This window comes from Kaistella antarctica (genome assembly GCF_900109615.1).
GTDB classification, from domain to species: Bacteria; Bacteroidota; Bacteroidia; order Flavobacteriales; family Weeksellaceae; genus Kaistella; species Kaistella antarctica.
In genome coordinates, this window is record NZ_FOIX01000001.1 from 338,992 (window position 1) to 358,006 (window position 19,015).

Genomic DNA, 19,015 nt, shown 5'->3' on the forward strand with positions numbered 1-19,015 from the left:
TCTTTTTTATTTCTGAAAATTTCTTACAGAATTCGGTAAATTGGATATAAACCCACGCTTCCTTCGTAATATTCTGAATGCTTATAAATATATTCTAATTGCGCATTGCCGTCTTTTGCAAAATCAGGATTCGCTATTTTCTCAAATTCAAGAGCAGTTCTTAAAACTTGATTATTTTTCAATAATTCTGCGGCGGTATCTTCAAAAACATAATCCGAGAAATACTCTTTTTGTCCCAGAATAGCATCAAAGAAATTCCAGTTGAAGAAGGAATCAGTCGCTTCTGGTTCTAAAGTTTCGAGCAAATATTTCACGCCATATTGTTTGGTTGAAACCAATACATCTCCTTTTCTAAATTTAACGTTTTTATTCTCAGATTTCACTTTAGTGTCATAGTGAAGATAATGTCCCTCGTAAGGATTTTTCACCGTTTTATAATCTGAAACCATGTATTGCTGAGCAAAAATAGTGGAATCTTGCTTGATCACTTTCATCGCTATATTATTGCGCTTCAGATATTGCAGAACTTTTTGTTCGGACTGTGGGATTACATAATAAGAAGGAATTGCAATTTCTTTAGTTGGAATATATTGATCGTAGAATTTCACTTTTCTCGTAAAAGGTTTGTTTCGGTCGTAGAATAATCTTGGTTTTCCAGAAACTAAACTTGGTTTTTGTCCAGCTTCAAATCCTGTGAAATCGATGAGTTTAAATTTCGTGCTGTCCAGTTCCCACTGAATTGGATATTTCATTTTGGGTTGATAATTGGCGAGACTTTCACCCATTAATTTTTGAATTTCCTTGGAGTTTTTCGCAGTGTAATTAATGGAACTCACCATGTTTTCATAAGTCGCTCGCACTCGGTCTTTGTATGGTTTTAGCATGTGAGTTTCGGCCACTGTTCCCATCGTATTAAAAAGGGTCGTGTAACCAGTTGCATATCTTGGAGAATCCATAAAGGTGGGAAATCCTTCGTCCGGAGAATCACCATGAATATTGACATAAGGAGTGGTCAGAATTCCTTTCTTTTCTAAAGTCTGTACTATTTCAGGTTGCATTTTTTGATTAAAATAATTGCCCAAACCTTTTCCTAACCTTTCTTTATTTGTAGAAATATAAGTGAATAAATACTGGTAATCGGCACCATTACTCACATGATTATCTATAAAATAAATGGGTTTAAAATGTTGGAAAATGGTTTGAAAGGATTTCGCATTCTCGGTATCATTTTTAATGAAATCCCGATTCAAGTCATAGTTTCTGGCATTGCCGCGAAAACCATATTCTTCGGGCCCATTTTGGTTGGCTCGGATGTGCGATCCTCTTCTCAACATCCCAGAAATATTATAGGCTTGAATGGCCACAATTCTTAAATTCTTCGCTTCAATTTTTCCAGTGGCGAAATCGCGCATCATCATCATAGTGGCATCAATCCCGTCTGGTTCGCCTGGATGAATACCATTATTGATCAAGATTGTGGGATTGTTTTTATCTACTGTCGCATTGTAAATGACGACTCGTATTGGTTCTCCATTATCATCATTCCCTATGGATCTCACGGTGATCGTTGGGAAATCCTTAGATAAATCATCGTAATATTTCACCATTTCTTCATAGGTCGTGGTTTGGTTACCGTTACCTTTTTCGTAGGGTGTTTGATGGTTGGTTTGGCAGAAAATAAGGTTAGCTGCAAAGAGGAAAATAAAAGAGATATATTTCATTAGGATTAGATTAAGGGTCACGAATTTACAAAAAAGATTATCTTTATTAAATTATGAATTATCTGAAACTTTTATTCATCGTCCTCCTTTTGGTTGGCTGTAAAAAGAAAACTTTTGCAGATGATATTGTTTTAACAAACAATCATAAAAACCAGATGAAAATTCAGGAATTTAATGAAGGAATACACGAATATGGCTCTTCAATAATATACATAGGAAAGATTCAAGACTCCATTCCTCTTAAGTATTATGATTCAATGTTTTCTGCTCCGCCACCTCCTCGACCTCTTGGTTATGTCAAAACAGTAAAAGATATTAATGATTCACTTGTCTTCAATAAAATGCGTGATAAGTATTTTCATAGTGCGTTTGATAGAATGAAATTTTCAAATAAACCGGTCAAGTTTGATTCTCTTACTCACGATTTATTAGAAATTGTCGTGAAACCAAACGATACAATTCCTCATTTTATACTTGATTCTGCGAGAAATATTAAAGCATATCAATCATTTCCAGTATTTGTAAAAAATATTTCTGGAAGAAAAATCATCCTTCCAGAGAATGAGTCGCTAGGAACTTTCGTGCTTAACAAAAAGAATAAGTGGCAATTAATCTGGAATGATAATGCTTTTGTTTGTGGCGATGCTATGTTAAATCGAAGATACTGGACTTTGAATCCCGAAGAAATAATTATCTTTTCTGTGAACTATCTTAAAGGTGAAATGAAAACCAAATTTAAAGTTGGACTTTCTTATTATTTTTTCTCTGAAGAGTTTGAAGGAAATATCAATCCAAAATTATTTCAAGAACAGACTAGAATTTTTGAATTGCCATAAAAAAATTCCTGAACGAATTCAGGAATTTATATTATTACTTATTTTTTGACGAAGCGAAAATCTGCAGCCCGGCTTTAGTGGAGCTCTTTTTATGAGGAGGAACGACGAGCAAAAAAGCGGGAGTGGAAGACGGAAATGTCTGCCCAATTAAAATTAATCGTTCAACTTCAATACCGCCATAAATGCGGATTGTGGAACCTCTACTCTACCGATTTGTTTCATTTTCTTCTTCCCTTCTTTTTGTTTCTCCAACAATTTACGCTTACGGGAAATATCTCCACCGTAACATTTTGCGGTAACATCTTTTCTCAAAGCTTTGATGCTTTCTCTGGCGATAACTTTCGCTCCAAGAGCTGCCTGAACGGCAATATCAAACTGTTGACGTGGAATCAGTTCGCGTAATTTCTCACACATTCTTTTACCGATGTAAAAGGCATTGCTATCGTGAATCAACGAAGAAAGCGCATCGACCATATCGCCATTGATCAGAATATCCATCTTCACTAATTTGGAAGCACGGAAACCGATTGGATGATAATCGAACGAGGCGTAACCTTTGGACACTGATTTTAAACGGTCATAAAAGTCGAAAACAACTTCTGCGAGCGGCATATTGAACACCAACTCTACCCGATCTGAAGTCAAATAACTTTGACCGACAATTTCACCTCGCTTTTCAATACACAAGGTCATTACGGCACCTACATAATCAGATTTGGTAATGATGGATGCTTTGATGAAGGGCTCTTCCACACGATCCATAATCATCGGATCCGTCATTTCTGAGGGATTGTTGATGAGGATCATGGTGTCTGGATCTTTCTTAGTATAACCGTGGTACGAAACGTTGGGCACGGTCGTAATAACGTCCATGTTGAATTCGCGGTCTAATCTTTCCTGTACGATTTCCATGTGTAACATTCCGAGGAATCCACAACGGAAACCGAAACCTAGAGCGGCTGAACTTTCTGGTTCGAAAACAAGAGAAGCATCATTTAATCTTAGCTTCTCTAAAGAGAAACGCAGTTCTTCGAAATCCTCCGATTCAATAGGATAAATCCCAGCGAAAACCATTGGTTTCACTTCTTCAAAACCGTCGATTGCTTCAGTAGCACCTTTTTCGAAAGTAGTGATGGTATCTCCCACTTTTACCTCGCGAGCATCTTTAATTCCAGAAATAATATAACCTACATCACCGGTTTTAATTTCGGCTTTCGGGTTTTGTTTTAATTTTAAAGTTCCTACTTCATCGGCTTCATACATTTTGTTGGTCGCCATGAATTTAATTCGCTGTCCTTTTTTAATGCTTCCGTTGACTACTTTGAAGTAAGCTTCAATTCCACGGAAAGGATTATAAACAGAATCAAAGATTAACGCTTGCAATGGTCCATCTTCATTTCCAACTGGTGCCGGAATTCTATTAACGATATGCTCCAATAATTGATGAACGCCTTCGCCTGTTTTGCCAGAAACGCGTAAAACATCATCGTAATCACAACCGATTAAACCCATGATTTCATCGGTAACTTCTTCAGGATTTGCTGAAGGTAAATCGATTTTATTTAAGATTGGAATGATTGTTAAGTCATTTTCTAAAGCCAAATATAAATTGCTTATAGTTTGTGCCTGAATACTTTGCGCGGCATCAACGATAAGAAGCGCACCTTCGCAGGCAGCGATCGAACGCGAAACTTCATAAGAGAAATCAACGTGCCCTGGAGTATCGATAAGGTTGAGGATATATTTTTCACCATTCATTTCATAATCCATTTGAATGGCGTGTGATTTAATGGTAATTCCACGCTCTTTTTCAATATCCATATCATCCAGCGTTTGGGACTGGAGTTCTCTTTGGGTGACTGTGCCGGTGTACTCTAAAAGTCGGTCTGCCAAAGTAGATTTACCGTGGTCAATATGCGCAATAATGCAAAAATTCCGTATGTTTTTCATCTATATTTATCGTAATCTGCAAATTTAATCTTTTTTGGTGGATATCATCAATGTTTCGAAGGTTGCTTTTGCGATAGGGATCGAAACGGAAATCCCGGAATAAGCGAAGGGAAGGCAACGGCATGAGGAATTGCAGTGGAGAGCCCGACCCGAGGTGCTGGCCAGAGAAGTGGCGAGGGAATCGCCCAAAATATAAAAAGAACGACCTCTACAATAAAATTATAGAGGTCGCTCAAACATTAAAAAATAAACTACTAACGTCGACTGCGCTGCGAACCTGGATTTCTAGGTCCGTCTTGTTTCTTATCTAATATCTTGTTGCGCATTTTCCCTTCGGTTTGATACATTCTTAAAACCTGTTGCGGGGAAATTACTTTCATGAATCTGTCCGCATAATTTTTTCTATTATCGAGAAGCTGCTGACCGACATCGAAACTGTGATTGAGTTGTGTTGATGCTTCCTGATCACTCATGTTTTCGTAATCTTCATTTGGGGTAAACTTCGATTTTATTTCGACCTGCTTCTCTTGATATTCAGAATATAAATTCTTGAACTCTGGTTGATTATTTTCTGGAACCGCAAGCTCCTCAATAATCATTTTCTCGCGAAATTCTTTCAGAAGCGACATCCTATCTTCTGGCTTCATCTTCTGAATAACCTCTTTTCTTTGCTCTGGCTTCATGCTTTTCCAATCATAGCCAAACTGTTGCGCAAAACTGAACTGAACTGCCAAAAGCAAGGTTAATGCTAGTGTTATCTTTTTCATGGTGTTTTATTAATTATACAAATCCAGATAAATGTCTTGTTCTGTATTTCTTCCCAAGTTTGCTAACTCTGCTGAGGTAAAACTTGAAAGAATTTGGTCAACCTGAACCTCAGGATTGATTTTGACTGCTTTTTCTTTTTGAACTGCAAAACTGGCTTTTCCTGGAGCAGAATTCATTTTAGGTTGTGATTTTCTATTTTGATAAATCTGGGAAGCTGAAGTTAAATCTTCTTGTGCCATCTTCAAATCAGTCGCTTCTTTTTTTTCTGGCTGGACTTCTGCGAATGCAGACATGACTGGAGTTTCTTGATGAACTTGTTGAGCAATTGCTTCTGTTTCAACCGCTGACTCTGAATTAAAAAATGCAGTTACGCCTATTAAAAGTGCGATTGCCGCTGCTGCACTGTAGGCCCAATTCAATTTTATAATTTTCCCGCGCGGTACTGGCTTAATTTCTTGCAGCACTTTACTTTGCATATCGTCAAAAAAACCAGCTGGTGTTTTGAAAATATTTTCCCGTTTTAATTTATCAATATCAAACTCTTTCATTTCTAAATGCTCTTATTCTGTGTAATTCTTTTTTAAATAATCCTCTACTTTTTGTTTGGCGTAATGGTAATTGGTTTTCAATGTTCCCACCGACATGTCTAAAATCTGAGAGATATCTTCGTAAGGTAAATCTTCATAATACCTCATGTTAAATACTAGTTTCTGTTTTTCGGGCAAGGTGTTGATCGCATTTTGCAATAAAACCTGAATTTCATCCGCGCTCGGTTGCACATTGTCTGCGACTAAATTTTGCAGATGGTTAGTCACCTCTTCGTCCGATTTTTGCATTTTCTTCATCTTGTTCAATTGCTGCAACGATTCGTTGGTTGCAATTCGATAAAGCCAAGTATATAACTGACTTTCCCTTTTGAACTGATGAAAATTCTGATAAGCTTTGATGAAAGTATCCTGCAAAATATCCTGCGCTAAATCGTGATCAACCACAAACCTTCTGATATGCCAATATAATCTACTCTGATACGCATCCATCATCAAGCGAACTCCTTTTTCACGGGATTTTTCGCTAGACATCAACTCGATAATTTCGGTTTCCTGGATCTTCATGTAGATGCTTTCAGTGTTTGGATGGCAAATATATTTAAAAGTTAAACAACACTTCAACTTTTAGTCCAAACCAAAATAGGTATCTTTGTTCATATCCCTTTATATGAAGATTGTTATCATCGGTTCTGGAAACGTAAGTTACCATTTAGCAAAGGCATTTCAACAAAATAATATCCCAGTTTCCCAAATTTTTGGCAGAAACGAAAGCGATTTAAAATTCATTTCCGACCAACTGCAAATCCCTTTTTCTACGAGCAAATTAAATGATGCTGATTTGTATCTGATTTGTGTAAGTGATGGTTCTGTTGGTGAAGTTTCAAGATTAATAACAAAAGAGAATTGTTTAGTAGCACACACTTCAGGGTCTTTACCTAAAGAAATCTTAGCAGGGAATTATCGAAAAGCCAGCTTTTATCCTTTACAAACTTTCTCAAAATCGAAGAATTTAGATTATAAAGAAATTCCATTTTTTGTAGAGTCAGAAGGTGAGGAGGATTTAGAATTGTTAAAAAATATTGCCTTAAAAATTTCTAAAAAGGTCATGGTTTCGACTTATGAAAAAAGGAAGTATATTCATCTGACTGCCGTCTTTGCGTGTAACTTTGTGAACCATCTTTATGCAAGAGCCAAAGAAATTTCAGATTCGCAAGAAATTCCGTTTGATTACTTTTTACCTTTAATTAAAGAAACCACGCAGAAAATTGAAATATTGGAACCAAAATTAGCACAAACTGGCCCGGCGATTAGAAATGATGAACGGGTTTTGAAAGCACACGAAGAATTAATTACAGATCAAGAGCAGTTGAAAATTTATAAAATAATGAATGAATCGATAAAGAAAATGTATGAGTTATAAATCGAATTTAAAAAATATAAAAGCCTTTGTATTTGATGTAGACGGTGTTTTTACGGATGGAAGTGTTTATTTGATGCCTGACGGAAGCATGTGTCGCGTCATGAATGTGCTCGACGGTTATGCAGTAGTAAAAGCCAGAAAATACAACTATCCTATTTGTGTGATTACTGGTGGCGACGATCCGATGGTAAGAAATCGAATCAACTATTTAGGAATTACAGAGTATTATGCAAAAGTTGGTGATAAGCTGGAAAAATTTGAAGAATTTAAAGCAAAATACAACTTACAAAATCACGAAATCTTAACGATGGGTGACGATCTTCCAGATTTGGGAATGATGAGAATCTCGGGAATTTCAGCCTGTCCAGAAAATTCGGTGGCGGAAATTAAATTGATTTCAGATTATATTTCACCAATTCAAGGTGGCAAAGGAGCCGTAAGAGATGTGATCGAGCAAGTGATGAAAGTTCAAGGAAAATGGTTGGTAGACGATACCAAAAGCACTTAAAAAATAGTTTAAATTTTATATGAAAATATTATTAGCTTCCAATTCTCCGCGTAGAAAAGAACTCTTGAAAGAATTGGGTTTAGACTTTGAAGTTGTTTCTGTAGATTGTGACGAAGTATTTCCTGCTGATCTGGATGTTGAAAAAATCGCTGGTTATCTGTCGGAATTAAAGTCAAATTTTTTTCGGGAATTAAAGGAAGATGAATTGTTGATCACCGCTGATACGATTGTGGCACTTGACGACGAAATTTTAGGGAAACCAAATGATGAAATTCACGCTAGAGAAATGTTGGGAAAACTTTCTGGAAAAACGCATCAGGTTTATACTGGAATCACGCTGAAAACTTCAACAAAAACCATTACTAAAACTGATGTCGCCAACGTAGAATTTGATGAAATTAGTGAGGAGGAAATCAACTTTTATATCAGCAATTATAAACCGTTTGACAAGGCCGGAAGTTATGGAGTGCAAGAGTGGTTGGGCATGGCTAAAATTAAAAATATTGAAGGAAGTTTCTACACGATAATGGGATTACCCACTCATTTAGTCTATTCGCTCTTAAAAAATTTCCAACAAGGCACTTCCTGAAACAAAAAATCATTATTTTTACAAAAATTAATGAGTAGATTAATACTAAACTACTGATTTGAAAGTTATTATCTGATAATGAAAAAAACCATACTTTTTCTTTTAGCAATCATTGTTTTCAATTCTTGTTCCTCTCGAAAGAAGACCAATGATTCTACTTTTATGAAAGGATTTTTCTCTTACTACAACACGCTATTTAACAGTAAAGATGCGCTGGAAACCGAATTGAATAATAGAGACAAAGCCCATAAAGACAATTTCTACGCTCCCTACATTCAACTCTTAACGTACGATGAGCAACCGATGGGCACCGATTTTCAAACCGGGTCAGGTGGTGGAATGTTTGGTGATGATCCGGCCTCAGGAAGTAATGATCCAGCCGCAGGAAGTAGAAATAGAAACTCAAGCGGGCCGCCTTCTCCTCCAGGTTCAAATAATTCCGCGGGGAATTTTGGTTCTTCAGGAAGTTCCAGACAAGATGCTTTCACTAAAAAAGGCGCTTCAATTTTAGAGATTTCTGAAGCAAAAGCTTTGAAAGCCATCTCGAAATACTCGGTGATAAAAGGTGGTGAGGAGAAAAACAAAAAAATGTTTGATGCTTATATTTTATTGGCTCAATCAAGATTATACCGCGATAAACCTTTAGAAGCTTTAGACGGATTGAACTTTGTTTTTTCTAATATGAGAAACGATAAGCGAATTCCGTTAGCAAGAATTTATCAGGCACAAGCTTACTCAAAAATGGAAGATTATCATAGAGCCGAAGAGGTTTTTGCTGATTTGAAAAAAAGTAAAATTAAAAAAGACTATCGTAAATTGCTCGAGATTTACTATTCGGAAATGCTTTTAAACGCTGGTAAAAAGCAAGATGCGGTCAACGAACTTGATGATGCTTACGCTATTAATAAAAATAGAAAACTAAGAAGCAGGATTGCTTTCTTACGCGGACAAATCTTAGCTGATTTGGATCGAAATGAGGAAGCCAGAGAGAGTTTTGTTACTGCTTATAAAAATGCCAATGACTTTGAATTTGAAGTAAAATCTCAAATTGAGATTGCGAAAACCTTTAATGGAAAAGACGATGATTACCAAGGCGCCAAATCTTATTTAGAAAAAATAAGCAAAAAAGGAACGTATGGTTCTCGAAAGAATGAGTTTTATTATGCTCTTGGTTTAATGGCCAATAAAGCGGGTAAGAAAGACGAAGCGAAAGAGTTTTTCGCCCAGTCTCTAAAAGAAAAAGTTTCCGATCCGCAAGTTCGTGGGTTGACTTATTATGAAATTGGAAAGGCTTATTTTGAAGACAGCGATTATCTTTCAGCTGGTGCTTTTTATGATTCGTCACTTGCTGTAATGACCTATCAACCCTCAAAAATTCTTTTGGAAGAGCAATCTGCAAACATTAAAAAAGTTTCTGCCAATTATTATTTGATTAAAAAGAATGACAGTATTTTAGCTTTAAGCAAAATGCCGGAAGCTGAAAGGATTGCTTATTTTGATAAATTTATTGAGGGAATAAAAGCCAAGGAAGACAAAGAAGAATTAGCACGTAAAAAAGACGAGCGATCCAAAGGTTTTGATATCGGCGACTATAATGCCAATTCCCCATTCGCAGGAAATACAGGCGGGTTTCAGGATTACGGTGCAAGTAAAGGTGGTTTTTACTTTGCCAATCTAGGTACCGTTGCCAAAGGAGAATCTTCCTTTAAGCAAATTTGGGGAAACAGGGCCTTAAATGACAACTGGCGAACTTCTGCCCGAGGATCTTCCATTGATGATTTAAAAAATATGGCGATGGGAATAACGAACGTTCCTGATCCGAGAAGATTAGAACCAAGTTTTTACATCGAGAAAATTCCTACAAAAACCGAGGATATTTTAGCTTTGAAAAAAGCCAGAGACACGGCCTCTTTAGGCTTGGGAAGAATGTATGAAACTTATTTTTCTGATACGCCACTTGCGACCAAAACTTTATACGATTTAGTGGATACTCGTCCTGAAGAAGAAATTAAACTGCAAGCGTTATATCAGATATTTGCCTTTAACTATGAGAAAAACCCAACTGCGGCGGAAAGAGCAAAACAAATGATTTTAACTGAATATCCTTATACTTCTTACGCAGAATTCGTGCGAAATCCGAAAAATAGTTCTTTCTCACAATCTGCTGAAGAAGTAGAAAAATTATATTCCCAGGCATTTGATTTATATGATCAAGAAAAGTATGAAGAAAGTAAAGTTTTAATTGATGGTGCCTTGGAAAAATATCCAAAGGATGCTCTCGTTCCAAAATTTTCGTTGTTAAATGCTTTTAATATTGGAAAGACCGCAGGAAAGGAGATTATGATTTTGCAACTAGAACAAATCGCACTCAACTATGCCAGAACGCCGGAAGGTGAAAAAGCGAAAGACATGCTTAAATATTTGAAAAGTGATTTAGAAATTGAAAGTTTAGATGCCAACGGCAAAGTGATTAATGCGAATCAACCAGCGATGCCGATTGAAAATCAACCTGAAAAAATCGACGCGGATGATAATGATCCAGCAAGCCTACCAGATACTGATACAAAAAGACCCGCACCAAAAATGCCTCAGTCAATTGATAGTAAGCAGATGAAAACGGCTGTTGTTGAGGAGCAAAAAATAAAGTAACCTAAAAGCGAAGATTATTCTTCGCTTTTTTTCTTTTTAACGCCTTGAAAATCTTTTAGGTAAAAAGGTTCAAAATAAGCAACATCCTCAAAATCCTTTCGATTGTATTTTTCGACTGCTTTCTTAACAAGGTACTTTGCGGAGGGATATATTGTTTCGTTAAAGTCAGCGTTTGGAAGTTGCAGAATATCCTTTGCTTTTAGAGCGCCATCACCCACAAACAAAATCTTTTTATGCTGATATTCCTGATAGGAATTTTCATCTAAGACTTTCGCCTCGGTTTCACTAATCATATCGCCTGAATCTCCCTCAAAGATAGCGGAATAAACCTCCATTCTTCTGGCATCGATTAATGGAATGATAAAATCGTGACCCTGGTTTAAAAACTGCTCTATCATCGTTTCTAAAGAATTAATCGCAATCAAAGGAATATGGAGTCCAAAGCAAAAACCTTTTGCTGAGGAAGCTCCTATTCGTAGGCCCGTGTAAGAACCTGGTCCTTTTCCTAAAGAAATGGCATCAAGGTCTTTCAAAGAGATTTTTGCTCCTTCCAAAGCCCATTCAACAAAGGTGTGTAGACTTTCAGATTGTTTATAATTTTCGGAAATCTCTTCACACAAACAAAGCAATTCTAAACCATCAGAAATGGCAACAGAACAGTTTTTAGAAGAAGTCTCGATGTGAAGGATTTTCATTTTTTTGTAAAAATTTAGTAGTCTCTATTTTCGATGAATTGTTCGCGGTTCGCTTTGAGCACTTGGATAAATCGTAAGATCTGAAATCATAACATGCTTCGGAGCGTTAATACAATAAGCAATTGCATCTGCAACATCTTCCGCTTTCAATGCTTCATAGCCTTGATAAACTGTTTTCGCCCGATCGTCATCGCCTTTAAATCTCACTTTTGAAAAATCAGTTTCAACGGCGCCTGGTTGAATATTGGTGACTTTAATTCCAAACTCGGTGAGTTCCAAACGCATTCCTTCTGACAGAACGTCAACAGCTTTTTTCGAAGCACAATAGACCACGCCATTTGCATAGGTTTGTCTCGCTGCAACGGAAGAAATATTGACGATATGCCCCGAATTTCTCTCTTTCATTCCCGGCATAATCATTTTGGAAACATACAGAATTCCTTTCACATTACCGTCAATCATCATGTCCCAATCATTGATATTCCCCTCAATGAGCGAATCTAAACCGTGCGCATTTCCAGCATTATTAATGAGTATATCAATTTTCTTCCAATCTATGGGAAGTGATTCAAAAGCTTTTTCTACTTCTTCAAAATACCGTTGATCAAAGTTTAAACTAAAGGTTTCTGTATAAGCTGAAAGTTCAAATTTTAGCTGATCCAAAACTTCAGTTCTTCGTCCGCAAAGAATCAATCTGAAACCTTGCTTAGCGAGGAGTTCTGCCGTGGCTTTTCCGATTCCAGAAGTGGCTCCGGTGATGAGTGCTGTTTTCATTGATCACTGTTTTATATTAATTAATTGGCATCAAAGCTTTGAAAGGCATCTTCGAGATGCGTAATATTTAATCTTCCTTTTTCATCTCGTAAAACGGCAATGATATCAAAACGAACTTCCTTATCGATATTTCTATCCTTCATATAAAAATCGGCTGCCATGACTAGAGATTTTATTTTGGTTTTCGTTACGGCCTCTTGTGGTTCCATAAAGATATCGCTTCCCCTGGCTTTAACTTCTACGATGATAATTTCGTTCTTAAATTCTGCAATAATATCGATTTCCGATTTTTGATACCGAAAATTTTTAAGCAAAATTTTGTAGCCTTTCTTTTCTAAAAAAGAAGTGGCAAGCTCTTCTGCGATATTTCCAAAATCGTTGTGTTCTGCCATTGCATATTGCTCTAAAATATAACTTTTACTTTATCTTCAACTACCAGTTTGATGTTGGCTCCAATAATTAAAGGTTTATTATCTAAAATATGTCCGTTTGGAAAACCAAAGAGAGTAGGGAAGTTGTATTTTTTTATCCGTTCTGAAATAATTTGATTGCTAAAGTCATCGAAACTTTCTTCGTAGTTTTTATTATCCTTTTCGTCGCCCATGTTGATCATTCCACCAATGATTAAACCTTTGATTTTTCTAAAAACTCCAGCTAACTCAAGACTTATCAGCATACGATCTAAAGCATAATATTTCTCGCCAATTTCTTCTATAAAAAGGATTTTATCTTTAAAATCAAAAGAATATGGGCTTCCTAAAAGTGCATAAACCAAGGCTAAATTTCCACCGATTAGTTGACCATCTACGCGTCCAGTTTTATTTAATAAATTACTTTCTAAATAATATCTAGGTTTTTTACCTTGAAGAATGTTAAATATGAAATCATAGCTTTCATCCGTCACCCCAAAACTTGAGGTCTTAATAGTTTGTCCATTGATAGAAGCGAAATTATTCTTCAATAGAAAGCTCTGAATGACGGTGTTGTCAGAATATCCAATATACCATTTTGGATTTCTTTTAAATTTTGAAAGTTGCAGATGTCCTAATAAATGCTGACAACCATAACCACCTCTGGAAGTCCAGATAGCGGAAATATCTTCATCATTAAAGGCCCAGTTTAAGTCAGAAATTCTTTCCTTTTCAGTTCCAGCGTAATTGTATCCATGAGAAAACTGGGTGTAAAGATGTTCCCCCAAAACAGGTTCAAATCCTTTTTGCTCAATCATTAGTAAACCCTTTTCCAGTTGCTGCTCTTCCACGGCGCCGGCCGGAGAAATAATTGCGATTTTATCACCTTTTTTGACAGATTTTGGGAAAATGATCTCATTCATTTTTGAAGATGTTTTTGTTCTGTCTTTTCTGCCTGTTCTAGTTTTTTATCAAATTGATTGAACTTTTTGAAACTTTGTAAGAATATAAAAATACTGAAAACTACCAAGATATAACCAACCGCTTTTCTGATTTGATTCGCCAGCTTTTGAGTTAATTTATCTCGAAATACTTTAGCCAAATAAATTTTAAAGAAATCAATAACCAGATAAGTCCCGACGACTAGGCACATGTATAACAGAAAATCATTGGTTTCAGGATAGGAATTTCTAACTGAAATTACCGTAGCCAACCAAAAAAGAACAACGCCTATATTCAAAATATTAAAGAAAAAACCATTCAAGAAAGTTTTAAAATAATTCTGACTGATTAGTGTTTCTTCGCCTGGCAAGTGCATTTTCGTTCGAGAAACGATCATGTAAAGGGCATAAATGAACACAATGAAAGCCGTAATCCGATAGAATCCGGGATGTTTATCTATTAATTCTACCAAATCGCCACTCGCAAAATAGGCCGCTACAATACAAACGATATCGGCTAAAACAACGCCTAAATCCAGTGTAAATGCATGTTTAGGTCCACGCAAAAAACTTGTTTCAATCAGCAGAAAGAAAATCGGCCCGATGAAGACAATACTCAACATAAATCCTAATCCGACGGCTGAAAGTATAAGTTCTACCATTAATAATTTTTTGGAAACGAATCGATTTTTAAATCAGTCCATTTACAGTAACCCGCAAAAATACGTTTTACGGTTGAATGATTTTAAAATCTAATTGTTTCTGAATGAGATTGGCCTTCATTACCCTAATCGTAACTTCATCACCTAATTGGTATTTATTCCCAGTTTTGCTGCCATAAACAGCGTGATTTTTCTGATCATAGGAATAAGAGTCATCCATCAAATCTCTCAATTTAATTAGTCCTTCTGCACCATTTTCTGGAATTTGAACCCAGAATCCGAAATCAGCAACGCCAGAAATAACACCCGTGAAATCTTCGCCCAAATGCTGCTCCATGAACTTAACCTGCATAAACTTGATAGAGTCTCTTTCGGCATCTGAAGCCAGTTTTTCCATCGCACTGCAATGCTTGCATTTGTCTTCGTATTCTTGCTTTTGAGGAGATTTACCACCATCTAAATAATGCTGCAACAAACGATGAGCAATTAAATCTGGATACCGGCGAATAGGAGAGGTGAAGTGCGAATAATATTCGAAGCCGAGACCGTAATGTCCGATAGGGTCAGTAGAATAGACCGCTTTACTCATCGAACGCATTGCCAAGGTTTCGATCATATTTTCTTCGCCTTTTCCTTGAATATCTGCTAATAATTTATTGAGAGATTCAGCTACTTTCTTGGTATTCGCTAAGTTCATGGTATAACCAAAAGTACCTACAAAATCTCGCAAGGCTTCTAACTTAGCAGGATCTGGATCATCATGAACTCTATAAATAAAGGTATTACTGGTCGGAGATCCTTTCTTATTTAAAGAAATAAATTCAGAAACTTTCCGGTTGGCCAGCAACATAAACTCTTCAATCAAGTGATTAGAATCTTTGCTGACTTTAAAATAAACACCAATTGGCTGGCTATTTTCATCTAAATTAAAACGAACTTCGCTTCTATCAAAAGTAATAGCACCGTTTTCAATACGGGCTTTTCTTAAGATTTTCGCTAAGCGATCAAGTGCCAAAATTTCTTCAGCTAAATCACCTTCTTCCGTTTCAATCCTTTCTTGTGCTTCTTCATATGCGAATTTTCGATCAGAATATGTGATCGTTTTTCCAAACCATTCGCTTTTAATTTCAGCGTTGTCATCAATTTCGAAGACGGCTGAAAAGGTATATTTTTCTTCATTTGGTCGAAGCGAACATACGTCGTTACTTAGAACTTCAGGTAACATGGGAACCACACGATCGACCAAATAGACTGAGGTAGCGCGCTTATATGCTTCTGCATCAAGGATTGTTCCTGGCACAACATAATGCGAAACATCGGCAATATGAACTCCTATTTCCCAGTTTCCATTATCTAATTTTTGAATCGAAAGAGCATCATCGAAATCTTTTGCATCTTTCGGGTCAATGGTAAAAGTACAAACTCCTCGCATATCACGTCGTTTCGCAACTTCATCTTCATGAATTCTACGATCGATTTCCTGAGCTTCTCTTTCTACTTCTTCGGGGAATTCATAAGGCAAGCCATATTCGGCTAAAATTGAATGTATTTCTGTTTCATGTTCACCTGGTGCACCAAGAACTGAGATAATTTCACCTTCAGGATTTTTCTCTCCAGCTCTCCAAGCAGTCATTTTAACGACGACTTTATCACCGTCTTTTGCACCACCAATTTTACCTTGTGGAACAAAAATATCAGTGTTAATATGCTTTTTATCGCCTACAACAAACCCGAAATCTTTGTGTTTGATGAATTGAAAAGTACCCACGAATTGATCGCGTTTTCTTTCCATTACTTCTAAGACTGAACCTTCCATTTTTTTACCTTTAAATTTATAGGTAACAATAAGTACGGTATCGCCTTGGAGCGCATCTTTTACATTTTTAGAATGAATAAAAATATCATCATCTAAACCAACCACCTTTACATAAGCGTTTCCGGTTTGGTTAAAATCGATGGTTCCACTTAACGTTCCTTCGATTTTAAGATTAATAATGTATTTTCCTTTCTCAACTTCTTTTATTCGTTGATCAGAAAGCAATTTATGTATCGACTGTATGACCAATTCCCGTTGTCTTGGATTCTTATAGTCAATACCGTCTGCAATTTGCTTGTAATTATAGATTTTACCGGATTTATCGTTCATAAAACCTAAAATCAGTCGTCCGATTTCTTGCAATTTATGATTATTTTTATCCGAGAAATATTTTCCTTTTGCCATTTATTATGGTTTGTAATTATATTAAAGAAGGTTTAACAAGTAGAAATCTTTTCAACTCTGTTTTGATGTCTGCCACCTTCGAAAGCAGTGTTGAGAAAAGTATCAACAATATCAGTTGCCAACTGGGTAGCAATAAAGCGAGCAGGAAGGGCGATCATATTTGCATTATTATGTTGTCGCGCAAGACTTGCAAGTTCGGGCATCCAACATAAAGCACATCTGATATTCTGATGTTTATTTGCTGTAATCGCAACGCCTTCGCCACTGCCGCAAATTAGAATTCCCCATTCATTTCTTCCCTGTTCGATAGAGTTTGCGGCAGGATGCACAAAATCTGGATAGTCAACCGAATCGAGGGAAAAGGTGCCGAAATCTTCAACTTCAAATTTGCCTTCTAAATGCTTTTTTATAATTTCTTTATATTCAAAACCTGCGTGATCGCTGGCTATTGCTATTTTCTTCATGTCTATACTTTAAAACTTAATTTCTTAAGTCAGACAAATTTAAGATTATTAATATAAAAACATTCCATAATACATTAAATCTTTGTAATCCTTATATATGACGATTGAAATCAGCTTTCACTTTGATGACTTTTAATCGAAAAAATATTTTTGCAAATAACTTGGGGACAACCTACAGAAAGGGTGTTGATAAGTTCCCCGAACAATGTCTTTTATTATTGAAGTTAATTAGCTAATGGACATTAACTTCCCAACATTGCAAATAATCTTTTATAAAATTGTCATGCTTCAATTCCGAAGTTGTTAAGATTCAGTTTATAAATAGTAGCACGCAAATAAAATTACTCACAATTGTTAATTAGTAGTACAAGAAGCTCATATTCTAGTAATTATAATGTTAATAAACTATGATTAACCTAAGAATTAAATGGGGTCAAATTATTTATTTTATTTCTCCCCATACTACCAAACTACAACAACATCATTCATTTTCTTTCTATATATAAATAAACGATTGTAGATAAGATGAGTATTTGTGGATTGTGGATTTTTAAACTCAAATTAATCTTGAATCGAGGGAATTAATGGTAAATTTGTGAAACTTAAAAGGGAGAAAATTTTATGAAAACAATTAACGATTTTAATTTCAAAGATAAAAAAGCTTTGGTGAGAGTAGATTTCAACGTTCCTCAAGATGAAAATTTGAAAGTAACCGATAATACAAGAATTCAGGCTGTGAAACCTACCATTGAAAAGATTTTAAATGATGGCGGATCGGTTATTTTAATGACCCACTTGGGAAGACCCAAAGGTAAGGTTGCTGATGAATTTTCATTAAAAAAAATTCTTCCGGAAATAGAAGAAGTCTTGGGAAAAACAGTTAAGTTTTGTAACGACTGTGTTGGTGAAGATGCTAAAAAAATGGCTGCTGATTTACAACCAGGTGAAATTCTTCTATTAGAAAATCTTCGTTTTCACAGCGAGGAAGAAAATGGCGATACTGTATTTGCTAAGAAATTAGCTGACCTAGGAGATGTTTACGTTAATGATGCTTTTGGAACTGCTCACCGAGAGCATGCCTCAACAGCAGTTATAGCTCAATACTTTCCTTCAACGAAGTACTTCGGTTTATTGATGGCTAAGGAATTAGAAGCTATTGATAAAGTATTGATGAGTGGTGAAAAACCGATTACGGCAATTTTGGGAGGATCAAAAGTCTCCAGTAAAATTACTATTATTGAGAATATGTTGCCGGCAATTGATAACTTAATTATCGGCGGTGGAATGGCCTTTACTTTTATACGAGCCTTAGGAGGAGAAATTGGTAATTCTTTGGTTGAGGTTGACAAGCAGACGCTAGCTTTAGAAATTTTAGAGAAAGCGAAAGAACAAAATGTCGCTGTGTATTTACCTGTTGATTCAATAATAGCTGATGACTTTAATAACGACGCTGAAATAAAAGAAGTTGATATTTACGAAATTCCTCAAGGTTGGATGGGATTAGATGCAGGGGTGAGAAGTAGAAAATTATTTCACGATGTGATTATGAATTCTAGGACTATTCTGTGGAACGGGCCAATTGGTGTTTTTGAAATGTCACATTTTTCGGCAGGAACTGTTGCCTTAGGAGATAGTATTGCAAAAGCAACCAAGTTAGGTGCTTTCTCGCTTGTAGGTGGTGGAGATAGTGTTGCCTTCGTAAAACAGTTTGGATATGAAGATAAGGTTAGCTATGTATCTACGGGTGGAGGAGCTATGCTTGAAAGTTTAGAAGGTAAGGAACTTCCTGGAGTAAAAGCAATCAATAATTAATTTGGACTAAACCTTTAGTTTTTACATAAAAGAAAAGTTTCCTGTAA

The 19,015-nt window shown here is 36.1% G+C and carries 18 protein-coding genes; 6 read left to right on the forward strand and 12 right to left on the reverse strand.

Annotation, left to right across the window (positions count from 1 at the left end; translation table 11 throughout):
- Positions 1–23: 23 nt before the first annotated feature.
- Positions 24–1,721, reverse strand: coding sequence for a M14 family zinc carboxypeptidase (locus BMX49_RS01630; protein ID WP_034718023.1), 1,698 nt, complete (start codon positions 1,719–1,721; stop codon positions 24–26).
- Between the two features lie 155 nt (positions 1,722–1,876).
- On the opposite strand from BMX49_RS01630, the gene BMX49_RS01635 reads away from it, so the two are divergent.
- The gene (locus tag BMX49_RS01635) at positions 1,877–2,557 is read left to right on the forward strand and encodes a hypothetical protein (protein ID WP_126337176.1); all 681 of its coding nucleotides are present in this window, start codon (positions 1,877–1,879) and stop codon (positions 2,555–2,557) included.
- A gap of 153 nt (positions 2,558–2,710) precedes the next feature.
- Here BMX49_RS01635 and lepA read toward each other — a convergent pair whose 3' ends face one another.
- From lepA to BMX49_RS01655, 4 genes are all read right to left on the reverse strand, one after another.
- Positions 2,711–4,507, reverse strand: a complete 1,797-nt coding sequence (gene lepA, locus BMX49_RS01640; protein WP_034718027.1) for a translation elongation factor 4 — start codon at positions 4,505–4,507, stop codon at positions 2,711–2,713.
- 254 nt (positions 4,508–4,761) lie between these two features.
- Positions 4,762–5,274, reverse strand: coding sequence for a hypothetical protein (locus BMX49_RS01645; RefSeq protein ID WP_051803637.1), 513 nt, complete (start codon positions 5,272–5,274; stop codon positions 4,762–4,764).
- Positions 5,275–5,283: 9 nt separating this feature from the next.
- A complete protein-coding gene (locus tag BMX49_RS01650) occupies positions 5,284–5,823 on the reverse strand; it encodes a hypothetical protein (RefSeq protein WP_034718029.1) in 540 nt (179 codons plus the stop codon).
- 12 nt (positions 5,824–5,835) lie between these two features.
- Complete coding sequence (locus BMX49_RS01655) at positions 5,836–6,387, reverse strand: RNA polymerase sigma factor (protein WP_034718032.1); 552 nt, start codon at positions 6,385–6,387, stop codon at positions 5,836–5,838.
- 103 nt (positions 6,388–6,490) lie between these two features.
- On the opposite strand from BMX49_RS01655, the gene BMX49_RS01660 reads away from it, so the two are divergent.
- The 4 genes from BMX49_RS01660 to porW all read left to right on the forward strand — a co-directional run bounded on the left by BMX49_RS01660 (position 6,491) and on the right by porW (position 10,989).
- The gene (locus BMX49_RS01660; RefSeq protein WP_034718034.1) at positions 6,491–7,243 is read left to right on the forward strand and encodes a Rossmann-like and DUF2520 domain-containing protein; all 753 of its coding nucleotides are present in this window, start codon (positions 6,491–6,493) and stop codon (positions 7,241–7,243) included.
- The gene (locus tag BMX49_RS01665) at positions 7,233–7,751 is read left to right on the forward strand and encodes a KdsC family phosphatase (RefSeq protein ID WP_034718036.1); all 519 of its coding nucleotides are present in this window, start codon (positions 7,233–7,235) and stop codon (positions 7,749–7,751) included. Before BMX49_RS01660 ends, BMX49_RS01665 begins: the two co-directional genes overlap by 11 nt.
- 19 nt (positions 7,752–7,770) lie before the next feature.
- Positions 7,771–8,340, forward strand: coding sequence for a Maf family nucleotide pyrophosphatase (locus tag BMX49_RS01670; protein WP_034718037.1), 570 nt, complete (start codon positions 7,771–7,773; stop codon positions 8,338–8,340).
- A 78-nt stretch (positions 8,341–8,418) separates the two neighbouring features.
- Entirely contained in the window at positions 8,419–10,989 is a 2,571-nt protein-coding gene (gene porW / locus BMX49_RS01675; protein WP_126337177.1) for a type IX secretion system periplasmic lipoprotein PorW/SprE, read from the forward strand.
- 14 nt (positions 10,990–11,003) lie between these two features.
- Here the strand turns inward: porW and tsaB are convergent, their stop codons facing one another.
- The 7 genes from tsaB to rpiB all read right to left on the reverse strand — a co-directional run bounded on the left by tsaB (position 11,004) and on the right by rpiB (position 17,156).
- Positions 11,004–11,684 (reverse strand): tRNA (adenosine(37)-N6)-threonylcarbamoyltransferase complex dimerization subunit type 1 TsaB, encoded by a 681-nt coding sequence (gene tsaB, locus BMX49_RS01680; RefSeq protein WP_034718040.1) that lies wholly within the window; start codon positions 11,682–11,684, stop codon positions 11,004–11,006.
- Between the two features lie 24 nt (positions 11,685–11,708).
- Positions 11,709–12,458 (reverse strand): SDR family NAD(P)-dependent oxidoreductase, encoded by a 750-nt coding sequence (locus tag BMX49_RS01685; protein ID WP_034718042.1) that lies wholly within the window; start codon positions 12,456–12,458, stop codon positions 11,709–11,711.
- 20 nt (positions 12,459–12,478) lie between these two features.
- A complete protein-coding gene (locus tag BMX49_RS01690; RefSeq protein ID WP_034718043.1) occupies positions 12,479–12,850 on the reverse strand; it encodes a YraN family protein in 372 nt (123 codons plus the stop codon).
- 11 nt (positions 12,851–12,861) lie between these two features.
- Positions 12,862–13,791: a S66 peptidase family protein gene (locus tag BMX49_RS01695; RefSeq protein ID WP_034718044.1), complete on the reverse strand. Its 930-nt coding sequence runs from the start codon at positions 13,789–13,791 to the stop codon at positions 12,862–12,864.
- Positions 13,788–14,471 carry a LysE family translocator gene (locus BMX49_RS01700; protein WP_034718045.1) on the reverse strand — a complete coding sequence of 228 codons (684 nt, stop codon included), beginning with the start codon at positions 14,469–14,471 and terminating at the stop codon, positions 13,788–13,790. Before BMX49_RS01700 ends, BMX49_RS01695 begins: the two co-directional genes overlap by 4 nt.
- 67 nt (positions 14,472–14,538) lie before the next feature.
- Complete coding sequence (gene rnr / locus BMX49_RS01705; RefSeq protein WP_034718047.1) at positions 14,539–16,692, reverse strand: ribonuclease R; 2,154 nt, start codon at positions 16,690–16,692, stop codon at positions 14,539–14,541.
- A gap of 32 nt (positions 16,693–16,724) precedes the next feature.
- Positions 16,725–17,156 carry a ribose 5-phosphate isomerase B gene (gene rpiB / locus BMX49_RS01710; protein ID WP_034718049.1) on the reverse strand — a complete coding sequence of 144 codons (432 nt, stop codon included), beginning with the start codon at positions 17,154–17,156 and terminating at the stop codon, positions 16,725–16,727.
- Positions 17,157–17,777: 621 nt separating this feature from the next.
- Here rpiB and BMX49_RS01715 point away from each other — a divergent pair.
- Positions 17,778–18,968 carry a phosphoglycerate kinase gene (locus tag BMX49_RS01715; protein WP_034718051.1) on the forward strand — a complete coding sequence of 397 codons (1,191 nt, stop codon included), beginning with the start codon at positions 17,778–17,780 and terminating at the stop codon, positions 18,966–18,968.
- The last annotated feature ends 47 nt before the right edge of the window (positions 18,969–19,015 follow it).